This is a genomic window from Bacillus sp. X1(2014), assembly GCF_007678255.1.
On sequence record NZ_VEED01000017.1, the window covers coordinates 99,618 to 117,265 of the forward strand.

Below are 17,648 nucleotides of genomic sequence, written 5' to 3' on the forward strand. Positions count from 1 at the left end.
TTATCCAAACATTCTACTAATCTGATATTTTGAGTAAGTGCCTCGCTGCCTGTCACCGAGCTGGAGCAGGTATTTAATCGTATCCGGCAGGAATTCGTCATATTTTACTTCAAGGATGACAATGCCTGGTGTCGTTTCAACCATCGGTAGATCGGGATTCAAGACTTCATTGTTACGGAAACTTGTCTTTATCGAACTGTCAAAGGTGACTCGGACGTTTCCGTATTCATAAATAAATACTTCCCTCTCGTAGTCTACGACTGCAACCGGTTTTAATTGAAACAAATTCATTTGTACAAATAAATCCTGGATGAGCTGTCTTGGGTCGGTTTCCATCCAGGCAATGTTGCTTAGACGAATCTGTTCATATTCCTCAGCTGTAATTTTGCACTTTTGCTTATACGTCATATTGTTGCGCTTACTCTTTTTTTCAAGATTAATGAAATTGGTATTCTTGTCGTACAGCCTGACCCGAAACTTATCCCTTTCAATAAAGCCTTCTTTCTTCTGGTTCAGAACTTTATTGTCGAAGTTGTCAAAATAAACACTTCGTATTAAATATTTGCCGTCATTTTTGGCATGGGGGTCGGACTGCATTACATGCTTTAATCTATTCCGCAGCAAGAAGCAATCCATTTTGGAAATTTCATGCTTCAATTCGTACCTGCCTCTCACACCGTTCAAGCTCATTGCTTTCATGTCCATCTTCTCCTCTATGTGTCGTTCCATGATTGATATTATTAAATACCAACCTTAAACAATCCTTAAGAAAAAATTTTTGAAGATTAGCGAATTCATGTTTCTTCTATTAAAAGCAAAGAATTTTTATTTTTAAATTTCTAAGATTTATTAAGGTAAGCTTAAGGTTCATCCCTAATAATGTGGCTCATAGGCAAAATACCAACTTTAAAAATACTATTTTTCATAAAGGAGCTAACTATGTTGAAAAGAAAATCAAGATATACAAAATTGGCAGCACCGCTTTTGTGTACAGCATTATTATTTGGCTGCAGCAACAGTAACAGCAACAGTAACAACACAGACACGGCAAGCAACAGCGTAACGGAGGTAAACGCAGAAAGTTTGAGTACGATTGGTGATAAAAATATTGCTGACGTCATCAGCAGGACAGTGACGTATGACAAAGAGGATCTGTACAGTGAATGGAAAAGCGAAGATTCAACATCGATTCAATTAAATGGTACAGGAGCTGTCATAGAAGGTTCCAGCGGGGCTGTTGCAGATGGCAATATCATTACGATCAAAACATCAGGAACCTACGTCATCAGTGGGAAATTAAATGACGGACAGATCATTGTCGATGCAGAAGATAAAGCAACTGTCCGGCTAGTGCTAAATGGAGTGGAAATCAATTCCGCCACGAATGTACCTATTTATGTGAAGAAAGCCGAAAAAACAGTCATTTCACTCGAAAAAGGGACAGAAAACTTTGTCACGGATGGTAAACAATACGAATTAGAAGGCTCGGATGATAAACCGAATGCAGCCATCTTCAGTAAAGATAATCTCACCATTAACGGCACAGGGAAATTGACGGTTAAAGGTAATTACAATAACGGCATTACAAGTAAGGATGAATTAAGAATTACCGGCGGGACAATTGAAATTGAAGCGGCTGATGATGGCTTAATGGGCCGCGATTTGTTGGCGGTTAAATCCGGAAAGTTCACAATTAAAGCAGGCGGGGATGCAGTCAAATCAACAAACGATAAAGATACTTCAAAAGGGATTGTTGCGATTGAAGGCGGAACATTCAACCTAACAGCTGAAAATGATGGGATCCAAGCAGTAACCTCCTTATGGATTGCCGATGGAGACTTTTCCATAACCACAGGCGGAGGAAGTCCTGAGACGATTGCCACAAAAGAAGCAGGCGGTCCAATGCCAGGTCAAACGAATAACACGACAACGGCCACGGAAGAGGAATCTGAGAGTGCAAAAGGCTTAAAAGCTGGAACAGAGGTGGCAATCGGCGGTGGAACGTTTGATATGGATACGTTTGACGATGCCATCCATAGTAATAACAGCGTGACGATTACAGGAGGTAAATTAGCGATTGCTGCTGGTGATGACGGGATTCATGGGGATTCAGCCATCCTCACGAAAGGCGGAGATATCACAATTCGGAAGAGTTATGAAGGAATGGAAAGTAAGATCATCACTATTGCTGATGGCAATGTCGAGGTGAATGCTAGTGATGATGGTATTAATATTGGCGGAGGTAATGACAGCTCCAATCCGGACATGCAGTCCTCCTCTTCTGAAAATCTTTTACTTTCCATTAAGGGCGGCAATGTATTTGTAAATGCAGAGGGGGATGGGCTGGATTCAAACGGTTCTATTTCAATGACGAACGGAACAGTAATGGTCAGCGGCCCGACCAATGCTGGCAACGGGGCGCTTGATTATAACGGAACCTTTGACATAAGCGGCGGCACCCTGATTGCTGCAGGAAGTGCCGGAATGGCGCAGGCTCCAACTGATAGTTCAAAACAGTACTCTATGCATATGACCTATCCTGAAACACAGAAGGCAGGAACCCTTCTCCATTTGGAAGACAGTAAAGGAAATACCATCGTAACGTTTGCACCGGAAAAGGACTACCAAACCGTAGTGATCAGTTCTCAAAAACTTGAACAAGGCGGTACTTACACCCTTTATTCAGGCGGATCAACGACTGGAAGTAATGCAAATGGATTCTATAAGGATGGAGATTATTCTGGAGGTACAAAGGTAGTTAATTTTAAAATTGAGGATTCGATCACATGGCTGAACGAATCCGGAATTACCACTCCTGCAAGCACTGGCCCTGGCGGAGGCGGGGGCAACCGTGCTGATATGTTCTCCAATCTTGATGAAGATACGAAAGCACAAGCCGAGGATATTATGGAAAAAGAACGAGCAGGTACGATTACCAGAGAAGAGGCCCAAGCTCAACTGAAAGAATTGGGAATCGATTTTTCTGCAGGTAAAGGTCCACAACAATAGCAAAGACTGGAACAAATAAATATTGATTTAGCCTGAAGGGCAAAAGCAATGAATGGCTTTTGTCCTTTAGTTTTACTATTTGACTCTGTTATTCGGAAATATGGGTAGTTCCGCATTTAAACGGAATTTTACCATTATTTTTTTACTCTTTACTAGTAAAGCTTTTAAGTAAGGAATTCTAGGGGATAAGAAGGTAAAATGATTATTTAGAAAATTTCAAATACAACCCTTGCCTAGTGAAAATCTCCATGATATAGTATGTGTATAGAAAATATAAAACTTGGTTTATAATAATAAACCAAGTATATTTTTAGATTAATTTATAAACTTGGTTTACTATAATAAACCAGTTCAGCTGAAGGGTTTTGATGACATGGAGAAAAAGTATTGGGTTCCAGCTATTGAACGTGTTGATAATATACTAAATATTATTGCCTATCATCCAGCGAAATATCGCTTGATTGATATCTCTAATGAACTAAACATTAATAAAAGTTCGATCTTTTCACTTTTAAATACGTTAGAGATTTTAAATTGGGTTAAGAAAGAAAAGGATGGTACATATTCACTTGGAACCAGACTAGGAATGCTTTCTCCTTTCTATTTTAAACAGTTTGATTTTATTGACACATTTAATTTGACAGCGCTTCCGACAATTGAGAGGTTGGATGAAACTCTTCAACTTTCCATATTAGATGGAAAGGAAATTGTTTATCTTGCCAAAAAAGAAGGGTCATCACCTGTAAGCGTTTCTACCAATCCAGGGATGAGATATCCAGCACATGCTACAGCAATGGGGAAGGTTCAACTCTCCCAATATACTTATCAGGAATTGAAAGGATTATATCCCGAAGATTCTCTGATGCCAAAAACTGCCTTTACGGTTACTAACATAGAAGAGCTATGGGAGCAATTAGTCAGCATTAAGGAAATGGGCTATTTTATCGAATACCAAGAGGCTGTAGAGAATTTCTATTGTGTTGCGGCTCCAATTTTCAATCATGAGAACAGGATGATTGGTTCAGTTAGTGCCACGATGCCGATTTCGAAATGGGACGAGAAAAAAGAATTAGCACAAGCAGAAATCATAAATTTAGCGAAAGAAATATCTTTAAGAGCTGGATTTGTGTCTTCAATAAAATTTTGATGAAAGAGGGAGCGAAGTGAGATTAAAAAATAAAGTAATTTTGATTACAGGCGCTGGTTCTGGAATCGGAAAAGCGACCGCTAGGCTTTTTGCGAAAGAAGGAGCCTCTGTCATCGTGAATGATTTATCTAATAAGGCAGGAAACGAGGCAGTGGAGGAAATTATCGAATCAGGTGGTGAAGCCTCATTTATTCAAGCAGATGTAACAAAGGCCACTGATGTAGAACGAATGATAAGTCAAGTCGTAGAAGATAAAGGAAGAATCGATGTCCTGTTTAATAATGCTGGGATTTCCGGTGTTGGCGCTGTCCATGAAACTAGTGAGGAATTATGGGATCAGGTGGTAAATGTCAATATTAAAGGCGTCTTCCTTCCATGTAAGTATGTACTGCCGCACATGATGGAGCAGCAAGGGGGCACTATTATCAACATGTCCTCTTGTATTGCGGAAATTGGACTTGCCCGCAGAGCCTCTTACTCGGCAACAAAAGGAGCGATTCTCTCATTATCTAAATCCATGCAAGTTGATTATGCCCCTTATAATATTCGAGTGAACGCTCTGTTACCAGGGACAATTCTTACTCCTTTTGTTGAAGACTATTTGAAAAAGTCCTATGAAAATTATGAAGAAGGATTAAATGGCATTCGAAGAAGACAGCTAAGTGGTGATTTGGGTCGTCCGGAGGATGTAGCAAAAGCAGCTCTTTTCCTTGCATCGGATGAATCGAATTTTATGATGGGATCTCCGCTGTATATTGATGGCGGCGTAACATTTGGAAAAAATGCGTAAAACTAATATGGAAAGGAAATGAAATTAATATGAAACTAGTAAATTATCAAGTTATTTCAAATGGTGAAACGAAATTTGGTGTGAAAACAGATGCAGGTATTTTAGACATTGCTAAGGCTTGGGAAGTTGCTAATAAATCCAATACAATTCCTCTTTCTTTAGAAGAATGGTTGCAAGCGGATGAGGACTCGAAAGAATTTTTTCAAGATTTCGTCAATTTGAACAAGAATAATAGCGCTTTCACACTGCCGGAGGATCAGATTCAATATGGACCATGTGTACCGAAAAGTGCAAAAATCATTTGTGTGGGCCTCAATTATCGGAAGCACGCAGAAGAATCAAATATGGAACCGCCTAAAACGCCTGTACTTTTTAACAAGTATGGCAATTCCCTAACAGGCCACGGAGATAAAGTTGAGATTCCGGCAGATGCGAAGCAAGTTGATTTTGAAGCAGAGCTTGGAATCGTAATTGGTAAAAAGGCCAAAAATGTTTCGAAGGAAAGTGCACTTGAGTATGTGGCCGGGTATTGCAATGCCAATGATTTATCCGCAAGGGATCTTCAATTCCGCACGAATCAATGGCTTTTAGGAAAAGCACTTGATGGCTTTTGTCCGGTTGGACCGTATCTTGTGTCTGCAGATGAAGTCGGCGACCCAAATCAGTTGAAAATTGAAACAATCGTAAACGGTAAGGTTAGACAATCTTCCAATACAGCTGACATGATTTTTTATTGCGATGAGATTATTAGTTATATTTCCAACTATATAACACTAGAGCCAGGTGACTTGATTATCACTGGAACACCTGAAGGAGTTATTCTTGGTCTACCGGAGAATGAACAGGATTGGTTGACAGCTGGTGATGAGATAACCATTAGGATTGAGAAACTTGGTGAGCTAACCAATCAAATGACATTACCTATGGTAAAAAACGAAGAGCAAAAGCAATCAGTTACTAGTCAGGATTAAGTGATTCATTAGCAAATGTATATAAGGGGTTACAGAAAAAATCAATCGAACATTAGGGGGAGAATAATGAGAAAAAGGGGTTCAGCAATTCTACTAGTTCTATGTTTGTGTATTTCAATGGTGTTAGTGGGCTGTGGAAAATCAACTTCGTCAAAGGAAAAGGGAGTTTATACCGTTAAAATCGGCTATGAAAATCAGCCAGGTGAGCCGTTGGATTTAGCTGCACAAGAATGGAAAAAGCTTGCTGAGGAAAAGAGTAAGGGGAAAATTAAGATTGAGCTTTATCCTAGTTCCCAGCTTGGTTCAAAGGCAGATGTTATTGAACAGATGAAAACGGGCGCCAATATTATTCATATTGCAGATGCAAGCTTTTTAATGGATTACGTTCCAGATATCGGTATTCTTTCTGCTCCTTATTTAACGGAAAGCTATGATGATTTGTTTAAAGTAACGGACAGTGATTGGTTCAAAGGCTTAGAAAAGGATTTACAAGCTGAAGGTCTCCATATCGTATCAACAAAATGGATTTATGGTGACCGTCACTTAATCACGACGAAACCTGTGAAGGAACCGAAAGATTTGAAAGGGCTTAAAGTCCGTGTCCCAAGCAATCCGTTATCGATTAAGATCATGGAGAAAATGGGAGCAACGGCTACTCCGCTGCCACTTGGAGAGGTTTATCCATCTATCGCGCAAGGTGTCATTGATGGAATGGAAAACCCGCTTCCTGTTATCCAAGGATCCAAAGTATACGAGAAAGCGAAGTACCTTTCTTTATCAGCACATACGAATATGATTACACAGTGGATCTCCGGTCAGTCTTATATGGATACATTGCCTGATGATGTTGCGAAAGTGTTAAAGGAAACTGGGGACGAAGCAGGTAAATTCATGGGTGAAAAAGTAAAGGAATCTGAAGAATCTGTATTAAAAGACTTAAAAGATGCTGGGGTTGAAGTTATTGAACCGGACCAAGCAGCCTTTAAAGAAGCTACAAAGTCAGTCTATGAAGAAATGGACGACTGGAGCCCAGGATTATATGACAAGGTTCAAAAGATTATTAAAGAATAATAGATTACAGGACTAAGGTGTTAATGATGTGGGATTGGAATCAATGATTCCATCCCACAAATATAACCTGTTCTGATCACATCGCAGGTTGCAGCTTACATACCAAAAAAAGAGGTGACAAGACAAATGGTGAAACGATTAGGTGGTTGGATAGTAAAACTAGATAGCATATTCGCATCCATTTCCCTTGTTTTAATTGTTATTGTTTCAGTAATGGGAGTATTTATGAGGTTTGTATTAGGGGAACCATTACAATGGACGGAAGAGATGACCTTGGCTTTATTTGTTTGGTTTACCTTCCTAGGAGCGAGTGTGGTTGAAAAAGAAAATGGGCATGTAGGTATCGAGTATTTTGTAGAAAAACTAAATCCTTCATTAAAAAAGATGGCTGATTTGTTTAGGGAAATTCTTCTTACCTTTATTAGTTTATTCGTCTTTGTTTACTTAGGCAGTCAGTTGACAGCACAGGCATCATCGCGATTAACTCCTGTACTGAGAGTTAGTTATATCTACATTGATGTGGCTGTTGTTCTATGTGGAATCTTCTCGGCCATACATATTATTTCTCGTATCAGTAAGATGAAGGCGAAATTAAAAAGCAGTGAAAAGCAAATAAAAGATTATCAAACTACTCTTCAGAAGGAGGCGAAACTATGACAATCGCGATTACATCCATCTCCTTATTCACCCTGTTTTTAATTGGAATTCCTGTCGCCTACGCGATCATTGGAAGCTGCTTAATCTACTTCCTACTTTCGGTAGATATCGAGCCAATGCTGCTCGCCCAACGAATGATTGCCGGTATTGAATCTGTCCCACTTCTTGCTATCCCCTTTTTCGTGGTTGCCGGCGTTTTAATGAACTATACAGGAATTACACGCCGTATCGCAGATTTTGCTGAAGTGATGACCGGCCATCTTCCTGGAGGAATGGCTCAGGTAAGTATCGTGTTAAGTACGATCATGGGAGGTCTTTCAGGCTCCGGATTAGCAGATGCAGCGATGCAAGCGAAAATTATGCATCCGGAAATGATTAAAAAAGGATACGCTCCTGGATTTTCTGCCTCTGTTATTGGTGCATCGTCCCTTATCACTCCATTAATTCCCCCAGGGATTGGTATGATCTTATATGGTTATATCGGAAATGTTTCGATTGGTAAGTTATTCATGGCCGGAGTTGTTCCAGGATTGATGACATGTGTACTCATGATGATTGCCGTTCACATCGTTTCTAAAAAAAGAGGGTATCTTCCTGCAAGAGACAAAATGGCTAAGCCTAAAGAAGTGGCCGTTGCTACGAAGAATGCCATTCTTGCCTTATTACTGCCATTCATCATCATTGGCGGGATTCGTATCGGTATTTTTACACCAACTGAAGCAGGAGCCGTGGCAATTGTCTACGCCTTATTGATTGGTTTTATATTTTATCGGGAAATGAAAATCCCGCATTTAAAAGAAGCTCTTAAAGAGTCTGTATCTACATCTGCCTCTATATTAATTATTATTGCTGCAGGTTCTGCATTTGGCTGGATACTTACTTGGGAAAGAATCCCGCATATTGCCACTCAATATGTAACAGATATGGTAAGTACACCTATTGCTTTTCTAATAATCTTGAATGTCTTTTTATTAATCTTAGGGATGTTTATCGAAGGAAATGTCGCCATTGTTATTTTAACGCCGCTGATTATACCAATGGGTCAGGCATATGGAATTGATCCGGTCCATTTAGGAATGGTCTTCTTATTTAATATTGGAATCGGGACGATTACTCCGCCACTAGGAACAGCTATTTTTACAGTTTGTTCAACAGCTAATGTGAAGATAGAAGCATTCTTAAAAGAAGTCATCCCCTTTTATATCGTTTTAATCATCGCGTTATTGTTGATTACCTTTATCCCGCAGATTTCCCTGTGGCTACCAGGTTTAATGATGTAAATTAACGGAACATTCAGTCAAAAATCGTCATGAAATTAAGCAGAAAAAAGGAGAATGAGTATGCGGGTCATCCGGTATCAAAATGAAAAGGGAACATCGGTCTTAGCAGCTTTAACGAATCAATCGGAGGTTTATCCTCTTCCATATCAGGACTTTATGGAGTTAGTGGAGTACGCGCAGAATACCAAGCAGTCACCATTGGCCCTTATTCAAGAAGTGATCAAAACAGAACAGCCAGAAAAGTTGGAGTTAGCGTCTCTTACCTTACTGCCGCCAATCGAAGCCCCGGAAGTATGGGCAGCTGGTGTAACGTATGAGAAAAGTAAGGAAGCGAGAAATTATGAAGCAACAGCAGGAAAACTAGACGCCACAACGTTTTACGATAAAGTCTATGACGCAGACCGCCCAGAACTTTTCATGAAATCGACTGCAGCTAGATTAGTAGGTCCTAATACAGACGTATATATCCGCAGTGATTCCAATTGGCAAATCCCAGAACCAGAATTGGGGCTTGTTATCAATAAGAAAGGTGAAATCCTCGCCTACACAATTGGAAATGATATGAGCTCTCGGGATATTGAGGGAGAAAATCCGCTTTATCTTCCCCAGGCAAAAATTTGGAAGAATTCATGCTCTATTGGTCCCGCCCTGTTGCTTGCAGACGCAGTGGCAGACCCGTACCAGCTTGATATTATTTGCAGGATTTATCGCCATGACCAAAAGGTAGTGGAGGGATTCGCCAACACCAGCCAATTAAAAAGAAAATACGACGAACTAGTATCTTATCTTTTAAGAGATAATGAAATTTTCGATGGAACAGTCCTATTAACCGGTACCTGCATTGTTCCTCCCAATGAATTTACGTTACAGGATGGCGATTTAATCGAAATCGAAATTCCTGAAATTGGAGTGTTAAGCAATCCGGTTAAAGCACCGATAAACAATCATCCTGCCCTTAATTAATTAATGGAAGAAGGAGCCTTTAGTCAAATGGAAAATACCTATAAAGCGGTAATCATTAAACCAGCAGATAATGTGGCAACAGCCATGGAGAATATTCCTGCTGATGCAACTGTAACGCTCACTTGCCAAGAAAGAAACGTATCAGTAAAAGTAAAAAAAGATATTGAGTTTGGTCATAAGTTCGCTATCAGGCTGATTTCAAAAGAGGCGAATATCATAAAATACGGTGAAGTAATAGGCAGAGCCGTTCAGGATATTGAACCAGGAGAACATGTTCATATTCATAATATTGAAGGAATACGTGGAAGAGGTGATCAAATTGGAATTAACTAACAATAAATTTTGGGGATATAGAAGAGCAGATGGAAGAGTTGGCGTTCGGAATCATGTGTTAATATTACCGACCATTACCTGTGCGACCCAGGCAGCCAAACAGATTACAGAATTGGTGTCAGGCACCGTATCTTTCATTCATCAGCATGGGTGTGCCCAGGTCGGTGTAGATTATGAACAAACGTTTCGAACGTATGTAGGGATGGGAGCTAATCCCAACGTATATGGTGTCGTTGTGCTTGGTCTCGGTTGTGAAACGCACCAAGCTCGAAGCGTGGCAGGAGAGTTAGCTAAAACTGGTAAACCTGTTCAAGTGGTTTCCATTCAAGACCATGGCGGTACATTATCTGCCATTGCAGAAGGAGCAAAGATTGCTGCCAAAATGGTGCAGGATGCATCAGCGCAAATGAGAGAGTTATGTGATATTAGTGAACTAATTATTGGAACAGAATGCGGCGGGTCTGATGCTTGTTCAGGTTTATCTGCCAATCCAGCGGTTGGAACGGTCAGTGACATGATTATTGAGCGTGGGGGAACAGCTATTTTAGCTGAAACAACAGAGTTAATCGGTGCAGAGCATTTATTAGCAGAACGGGCAGTTGATGATAAAATTGCGAAAAAAGCGTATCAAATCATTCAGGCGATGGAAAATCGATCACTGCAAATGGGTGTCGATATCCGTACAGGTAATCCGAGCCCTGGAAATAAAAGAGGTGGTCTTAGCACACTAGAGGAAAAATCTTTAGGTGCAGCCACGAAAGCAGGAAGCAAACCACTGCAAGAAATTATTGATTATGCCGAACAGCCTACAAAAAAAGGTTTGGTTTGGATGGATACCCCAGGACACGATATCGAACAGATGACAGGAATGGTGGCCGGCGGGGCTCAAGTCGTTCTTTTTACCACTGGAAGAGGAACGCCGACAGGATCTCCGATTGCCCCAGTTATTAAAATATCAACGAATACCGGTATTTTTGATAGAATGTCAGAAAACATTGATTTGAATGCAGGCACGATCATCGAAGGAAAAGAATCAATTGAGACAGTCGGTCAGCGGATTTTTGATGAAATTACGAAGGTCTCTTCAGGTAAATTAACAAAGGCTGAAATTTTGAAACAACATGATTTTGGTATTTGGAGAATCGGCCCAACTTTCTAATAAGTTTTTTGGAGTTGGCGAGGAAGCGGTAAATCAGCCAACCTACATAAATCAGCTAAGAAAACAACATTTTATTTGTAAATAATGCCGATAGAAAAGGAGAAGTAAATGATGCAAACAATATACGAAACAGAAACATATAAGAATTTTATCAATAACGAATGGGTAGAATCTGCCTCTCAAGAAGTAATCAAAAGTATTAATCCTGCCAATAAGGAGGAAATTGTTGGATATGTCCAGAGTTCTACAAAAGAGGATTTGGATAAAGCTGTAGAATCTGCACATCGGGCAAAAAAAGCATGGCGCAAGCTTGGTCAAGCGGCAAGAGGACAATTACTATTTAAAGCAGCTAATATCATGGAAGAAAATCTAAACGATATTGCTGAGACGATGACAAGAGAAATGGGGAAAACACTTCCTGAAGCAAAAGGGGAAACGGCCAGAGGTGTTGCCATTCTTCGCTATTATGCAAGCGAGGGTATGCGTAAAGAAGGAGATGTTATTCCATCTTCCGATAAAGATGCTTTGATGTTTACAAAACGGTCACCGCTTGGTGTAGTTGGGGTCATTACTCCATGGAACTTTCCAGTTGCGATTCCTATTTGGAAAATCGCACCGGCCCTTGTTTATGGTAACACGATTGTACTTAAACCAGCGACAGAAGGTGCAGTAACGGTAGCGAAGGTAGTAGATTGCTTCGTAAAAGCTGGTCTGCCTGAAGGGGTGTTGAACTTTATCACGGGTTCAGGGTCTGTTATCGGCCAGGCGCTAATTGAACATCCTCTATTAAATGCAATTACCTTTACCGGCTCGGAAGGTGTTGGTAAAAATGTAGCCAGAGCAGCATCGGAGCGTGGCATTAAATTCCAAATGGAAATGGGCGGGAAAAATCCAGTGATTGTCACCAAGGATGCTAATATTGACTTGGCGGTTGAAGGTGTAATCAGTGGAGGCTTCCGGTCAACTGGGCAAAAATGTACAGCTTCAAGCAGAGTGATTGTGGACAAAGCGGTTTATGATGAGTTTAAAGAAAAATTGATTGAAGAAACGAAAAAAATAACAGTGGGTAATGGCTTACAAGAAGGTATTTGGATGGGGCCATGTGCAAGTGAAGCCCAGTTTAACACTGTACAAAAATATATTGGAATTGGTAGAGAAGAAGGAGCAACCCTAGTCTTGGGCGGTGAAGTTTTACCGGGAGAAGAATTCAAGAACGGATTTTTTATTTCTCCAGCAATTTTTGAAAATGTAACACCCCAAATGAGGATTGCCCAAGAGGAGATCTTTGGACCAGTAATCGCGTTAATCAAAGCAGAATCATTAGAAGAAGCAATTGAATTTGCAAATGATACAAAATATGGCCTTAGTGCCTCTATCTTTACCTCCAACATCAATTCATTATTAAGCTTTGTCGATGAAATTGAAGCAGGACTCGTAAGAATCAATGCGGAAAGTGCTGGTGTAGAACTTCAGGCTCCATTTGGTGGAATGAAAGCATCAAGTACAGGCTCACGCGAACAGGGGGAAGCTGCCAAAGAATTCTTTACAGCTATTAAGACAGTGTTTGTCAAAGGGGATTTTTAAAGAAAAGGTGATGTTTGCTTGGGTAACGTCGAGCACAGAAGTATTTCAAAGATTGATAGGATTTTAGATTAGGGAATAGTGTAAAAGGGAGAAGTGCATTACTTGCACTTCTCCCTTTTTTTCTACTATTCTATTAAGCTAGTCTCATTTTAAAATCTTGATAGCCAAATTGCTGCACAACTTGACAATCTCCATCTTTATCTTGAACAGCGATGGCAGGTAATGGCATCCCGTTAAACGTAGTGTTTTTGACCATCGTATAGATTGCCATATCACCGAAAACTAAACGATCACCGCTCTTTAATGGCTGATCAAAAGAATAATCGCCAATAACATCACCAGTCAGACAGGTTTGCCCGCCAAGGCGATAGGTAAATGGTTTCTCGCCAGCTTGCCCTGATCCAAATAGAGGAGGACGGTACGGCATTTCCAAGACATCAGGCATATGGCAGGTAGCAGATGTGTCAAGAATTGCAATCTCCAGTCCGTTTTGATGTAAATCAAGTACGGAGGTAATTAAGTAGCCTGCATTAAGAGCAATTGCTTCTCCTGGCTCAAGGTAAACTTCTAAGCCGTATTTTTCCTGCATTCTTTTAATGCACGCTTCTAGCCGCGGAATATCATAATCTTCTCTTGTGATATGATGGCCGCCGCCAAAGTTGATCCATTCCATTTGCGGAAGAAACTCACCAAACTTTTCTTCGACTGCATTTAAAGTCGTTTCTAAGTCATCAGAGTTTTGTTGACAAAGGGTGTGGAAATGCAGCCCTGAAACGCCATCAAGCAAATCGGGACGAAAGTGTTCTTTAGTGACACCGAACCTTGAACCTGGTGAACAAGGGTCATAGATTTCATGTCCCACTTGAGTAGAACATTGCGGATTGATGCGCAAGCCAACTTTCCTGCCAGCTTGAAGTGCTTTATCTTTAAATTTCTCCAACTGGGAGAAAGAATTGAAAATAATATGATCGCAAATTGAGATAATTTCATCGATTTCATCTGCGCGATAGGCAGGGGCAAAGACATGATTCTCTTTGCCCATTTCCTCGTAACCTAGTCGTGCTTCGTACAAACCGCTTGCAGTTGTTCCACTTAGATACTCTCCAATAAGAGGGTAGAATTTTGTCATCGAAAATGCCTTTTGCGCTAAAACAATCTTAGCACCTGTGCGTTTCATGACACCGTTTAGGATTTTGAGATTTTTTTCCACAAGACTTTCATCAACGACATAACACGGTGTTGGTAATTCTTCAAACCGCATCTTAACGAACAAGCTCCAGCTCTTTTGCTTCTTCAGGCAATTCATCAACTAGCACAGGATTAAAGTCTTCTACCCATGGAAGTCCCCATTTGTTTAACTCTTCCATGAATGGATCTGGATCAAATTCTTCAATATTGAATACGCCTGGTTTATTCCATTTGCCAGTCATGATCATCGCTGCACCGATCATTGCAGGAACGCCTGTTGTATAAGAGATGGCTTGAGAACCGACTTCTCTATAGCACTCTTGGTGGTCACAAACATTGTAGACGTAATAGGTTTTATCTTTTCCGTCTTTTTTCCCTTTAAAGATACAGCCGATGTTTGTTTTACCAACTGTACGTGGACCAAGGGAAGCAGGATCAGGTAATACAGCCTTCAAGAATTGAAGTGGAATAATTTGTTTTCCTTCGAATTCAATTGGTTCGATAGAAGTCATTCCCACATTTTCAAGGGCCTTTAAGTGTGTAATATAGCTTTGGCCAAATGTCATGAAGAAACGGATACGCTTAATTCCTGGGATATTTTGCGCAAGAGATTCAAGCTCTTCATGGTAAAGCAAATACATATCCTTTTGACCAACTTCAGCGAAGTTATATTCGCGTTTGATTTCCATTGGCTCCGTTTCAACCCATTCACCGTTTTCCCAGTATCTTCCGTTAGCAGAAACTTCACGGATATTGATTTCAGGATTAAAGTTTGTTGCAAACGGATAGCCGTGGTCGCCGCCATTACAGTCAAGAATATCGATATATTCGATTTCATCAAAATAATGCTTTAGAGCATAAGCAGAGAATACACCTGTTACACCAGGGTCAAAGCCGCTGCCTAAAAGAGCGGTAATTCCAGCTTTTTCAAAACGCTCGCGGTATTCCCACTGCCATTTATATTCAAATTTAGCGGTATCTTCTGGCTCATAGTTTGCTGTGTCCATATAGTGTGTTTTTGTTGCAAGACAAGCATCCATAATTGTTAAGTCCTGGTATGGTAAAGCTAGGTTCATTACGATATCTGGTTTTACTTCATTAATTAAGGCAATTAATTCCTCAACATTGTCAGCATCCACTTGTGCAGTCGTGATTTTGGTTTTACCGCCATCTAGTTTCGCTTTTAATTCATCACATTTTGATTTTGTACGACTTGCGATGCAAATCTCTTCAAATACTTCACTGTTTTGTACACATTTATGAATTGCTACTGATGCCACGCCGCCGGCGCCAATAATAAGTGCTTTTCCCATTCTCTTAATCTCCTAACTGGTTAATTTTTTTTAAGCTGAGAGAAATTTAATTCCTCTAAAAGTTCACAACAAAAAAAGCAAGTGAATCATAACGCATAACCGCGCACAACACTTGCTTTAGATATAATCATCAATATTAAAAAAGCATACGTATACCGTAATAGAAATCAAACCACTACGATAAAGGTCCTTAAAAAATCAGTAAGGAAGCTCTATAATATTCAAAATATATCTTAATAGGATCAGAGTCTATATAGCAAATAATTACTTTTACTACTCTTATTGACCGTTTCACAAGTTGTGTGCATATGCACTGGTTGTAAAGTAACCAACTTATAAAATTTGAGCTTTTAACTCAATCAATAAGGCAACTAAAGTTGCCATTCGGCATTTGACCCGGCTGTCCGTATGGCCTTAACTTCTTGAAGGAAGTGGTCAAAAATTATCTGCTTGGAAAGATCCAGATATATTGAATAACAGCTTTCCAATTTACGCACCTTCAATAATATCAGCAACTAATATAAATGGCAATAAAAATTTTAAAAAAGATGTCGGAAAATATTTGAAGGGAAACCAGTGGATGGTTATAGGCGCTTTTAATGGGGAGAATATGACCACAAGGACCTCTGTATATAGAAAAAACTGACCCCCATAAGTGAGAGCCAGTCATTAGTATGATTATTTATTCCCATAAGGGTCAATTGTTTGAATCGTTCCATCTTCGTTATATTTTAGTTCCGTGTATTTCACAGAACGCTTATGATTCACCCCATCTGATAACGAGCAATCATGATAAAATAGATACCATTTATCATTAAACTGGACAATCGAATGATGTGTGGTCCAGCCAATTACAGGTGTAAGAATCGTCCCTTTGAACACAAATGGACCTTGTGGATTTTCGCTTACCGCATAAACAATTTTATGAGTGGTACCAGTAGAATAGGATAGATAGTAAAGACCATTGTATTTATGAACCCATGGTCCTTCAAAATATCTTCGGTCCTCGTCACTAGAAAGAATTGGATTACCGTTTTCATCCACAATGGAAATTTCCTGTGGTTCACTTTTAAACGTCAGCATATCGTCGCTTAATTCAGCTACTCTTGGTCCTAAAGCAGGTTCTGTAGCGGCTGGACCTTCAGCATCTGAGGTAAATGTTCCTGTCTGCCATTTTTCCAACTGTCCTCCCCAAAGACCGCCGAAATAAACATATGCTTTGTCATCTTCATCCACCAAGACAGCAGGGTCAATGCTGAAGCTGCCTGGTATATAATTTTCTTCAGGTGTAAAAGGTCCTGCCGGATTAGGGCTTGTCGCAACCCCAATTCTGAAAATACCATCTTTATCTCTTGCTGGGAAAAACAAATAGTACGTGTTATTTTTGTAAGCAGCGTCTGGTGCCCAAAGCTGTTTACTTGCCCAAGGGATATCTTTTAAATGAAGAGCCTCTCCGTGGTCTACACATGGTGCATTTACGTCATCCATGGATAAAATATGGTAATCTTCCATCTTATATTGGTCACCATTATCATTAGATGGCTCATCGTGATCAAGGTCATGAGAAGGATAAATATAAAGCTTACCTTCAAAGACATGTGCGGAAGGATCTGCTGTAAAAATATGCGTTACTATTGGTTCATTGGGCTTTGAGTTTTTCATCATCATATCTCCCCATTAAATAGTTTAGATTATTACAAATTTATTATAACTGAACAAAGATACTTTGTATATTGATTCAACTAAGATTTTGTAAAAAATACTTAAATTAAGCATAATAGAAACATTTCGCTATAACTAGACGAGGGTTTTTAAATGAAAACATCTATAAAGACTTTATTTTTCCACTAAAGTAGATACTAACCAAATAGTTATACAAGATCTTTGATTTACTTTTCAAAAAAAATTTAATCTTAGTTTATCTGATAGACAAACTAAGTTAACGATGTTATACTTTGAGTATCAAAGGTTAAGAGATTTCAGAAACCTTTGTAAGCATTTACATTGTTGTTCTGAACCCATAAAACTCTAGGAGGAATAATCCCATGGCTTATTTCGAAACAATTAATAAAATTCAATTTGAAGGTGCTGCATCTAAAAACCCGCTAGCATTTAAGTATTATAATCCAGAAGAAAAAATTAATGGCAAGACAATGGAAGAAATACTTCGTTTCTCCGTTGCA

General features: G+C 39.7%; 15 protein-coding genes and 1 pseudogene. 12 read left to right on the forward strand and 4 right to left on the reverse strand.

What is annotated here, in order from left to right:
- On the reverse strand, positions 1-699 hold the full coding sequence (locus FS608_RS23680) for a polyphosphate polymerase domain-containing protein (protein WP_144555015.1): 699 nt from the start codon (positions 697-699) through the stop codon (positions 1-3).
- Positions 700-939: 240 nt separating this feature from the next.
- Between FS608_RS23680 and FS608_RS23685 the strand changes: the two genes are divergently transcribed.
- The 11 genes from FS608_RS23685 to gucD all read left to right on the forward strand — a co-directional run bounded on the left by FS608_RS23685 (position 940) and on the right by gucD (position 12,964).
- Positions 940-3,009: a carbohydrate-binding domain-containing protein gene (locus tag FS608_RS23685; protein WP_260871796.1), complete on the forward strand. Its 2,070-nt coding sequence runs from the start codon at positions 940-942 to the stop codon at positions 3,007-3,009.
- Between the two features lie 373 nt (positions 3,010-3,382).
- Positions 3,383-4,156, forward strand: a complete 774-nt coding sequence (locus FS608_RS23690; protein ID WP_144555017.1) for an IclR family transcriptional regulator — start codon at positions 3,383-3,385, stop codon at positions 4,154-4,156.
- A gap of 16 nt (positions 4,157-4,172) precedes the next feature.
- Complete coding sequence (locus tag FS608_RS23695) at positions 4,173-4,946, forward strand: SDR family NAD(P)-dependent oxidoreductase (RefSeq protein ID WP_144555018.1); 774 nt, start codon at positions 4,173-4,175, stop codon at positions 4,944-4,946.
- Between the two features lie 29 nt (positions 4,947-4,975).
- Complete coding sequence (locus FS608_RS23700) at positions 4,976-5,917, forward strand: fumarylacetoacetate hydrolase family protein (RefSeq protein WP_144555019.1); 942 nt, start codon at positions 4,976-4,978, stop codon at positions 5,915-5,917.
- A gap of 66 nt (positions 5,918-5,983) precedes the next feature.
- Complete coding sequence (locus FS608_RS23705; RefSeq protein ID WP_260871797.1) at positions 5,984-6,988, forward strand: C4-dicarboxylate TRAP transporter substrate-binding protein; 1,005 nt, start codon at positions 5,984-5,986, stop codon at positions 6,986-6,988.
- 126 nt (positions 6,989-7,114) lie between these two features.
- Entirely contained in the window at positions 7,115-7,645 is a 531-nt protein-coding gene (locus FS608_RS23710) for a TRAP transporter small permease (protein ID WP_144555020.1), read from the forward strand.
- On the forward strand, positions 7,642-8,925 hold the full coding sequence (locus FS608_RS23715; protein WP_144555021.1) for a TRAP transporter large permease: 1,284 nt from the start codon (positions 7,642-7,644) through the stop codon (positions 8,923-8,925). Before FS608_RS23710 ends, FS608_RS23715 begins: the two co-directional genes overlap by 4 nt.
- A 60-nt stretch (positions 8,926-8,985) precedes the next feature.
- A complete protein-coding gene (locus FS608_RS23720) occupies positions 8,986-9,888 on the forward strand; it encodes a fumarylacetoacetate hydrolase family protein (RefSeq protein ID WP_144555022.1) in 903 nt (300 codons plus the stop codon).
- A gap of 27 nt (positions 9,889-9,915) precedes the next feature.
- A complete protein-coding gene (locus tag FS608_RS23725) occupies positions 9,916-10,221 on the forward strand; it encodes a UxaA family hydrolase (protein ID WP_144555023.1) in 306 nt (101 codons plus the stop codon).
- Positions 10,208-11,380, forward strand: a complete 1,173-nt coding sequence (locus FS608_RS23730; RefSeq protein ID WP_395947819.1) for a UxaA family hydrolase — start codon at positions 10,208-10,210, stop codon at positions 11,378-11,380. The genes FS608_RS23725 and FS608_RS23730 overlap by 14 nt, the downstream gene beginning before the upstream one ends.
- A 111-nt stretch (positions 11,381-11,491) precedes the next feature.
- Positions 11,492-12,964 carry an alpha-ketoglutaric semialdehyde dehydrogenase GucD gene (gene gucD, locus FS608_RS23735; protein ID WP_144555025.1) on the forward strand — a complete coding sequence of 491 codons (1,473 nt, stop codon included), beginning with the start codon at positions 11,492-11,494 and terminating at the stop codon, positions 12,962-12,964.
- Between the two features lie 133 nt (positions 12,965-13,097).
- Here the strand turns inward: gucD and nspC are convergent, their stop codons facing one another.
- From nspC to FS608_RS23750, 3 genes are all read right to left on the reverse strand, one after another.
- Complete coding sequence (gene nspC, locus FS608_RS23740) at positions 13,098-14,225, reverse strand: carboxynorspermidine decarboxylase (RefSeq protein ID WP_144555026.1); 1,128 nt, start codon at positions 14,223-14,225, stop codon at positions 13,098-13,100.
- 1 nt (position 14,226) lies between these two features.
- Positions 14,227-15,465 (reverse strand): saccharopine dehydrogenase family protein, encoded by a 1,239-nt coding sequence (locus FS608_RS23745; protein ID WP_144555027.1) that lies wholly within the window; start codon positions 15,463-15,465, stop codon positions 14,227-14,229.
- A gap of 678 nt (positions 15,466-16,143) precedes the next feature.
- Positions 16,144-17,130, reverse strand: coding sequence for a glycoside hydrolase family 43 protein (locus tag FS608_RS23750; RefSeq protein ID WP_144555028.1), 987 nt, complete (start codon positions 17,128-17,130; stop codon positions 16,144-16,146).
- 380 nt (positions 17,131-17,510) lie between these two features.
- Between FS608_RS23750 and FS608_RS31460 the strand changes: the two are divergent.
- Positions 17,511-17,648 (forward strand): annotated as a pseudogene (locus FS608_RS31460) (xylose isomerase); the annotation flags it as partial.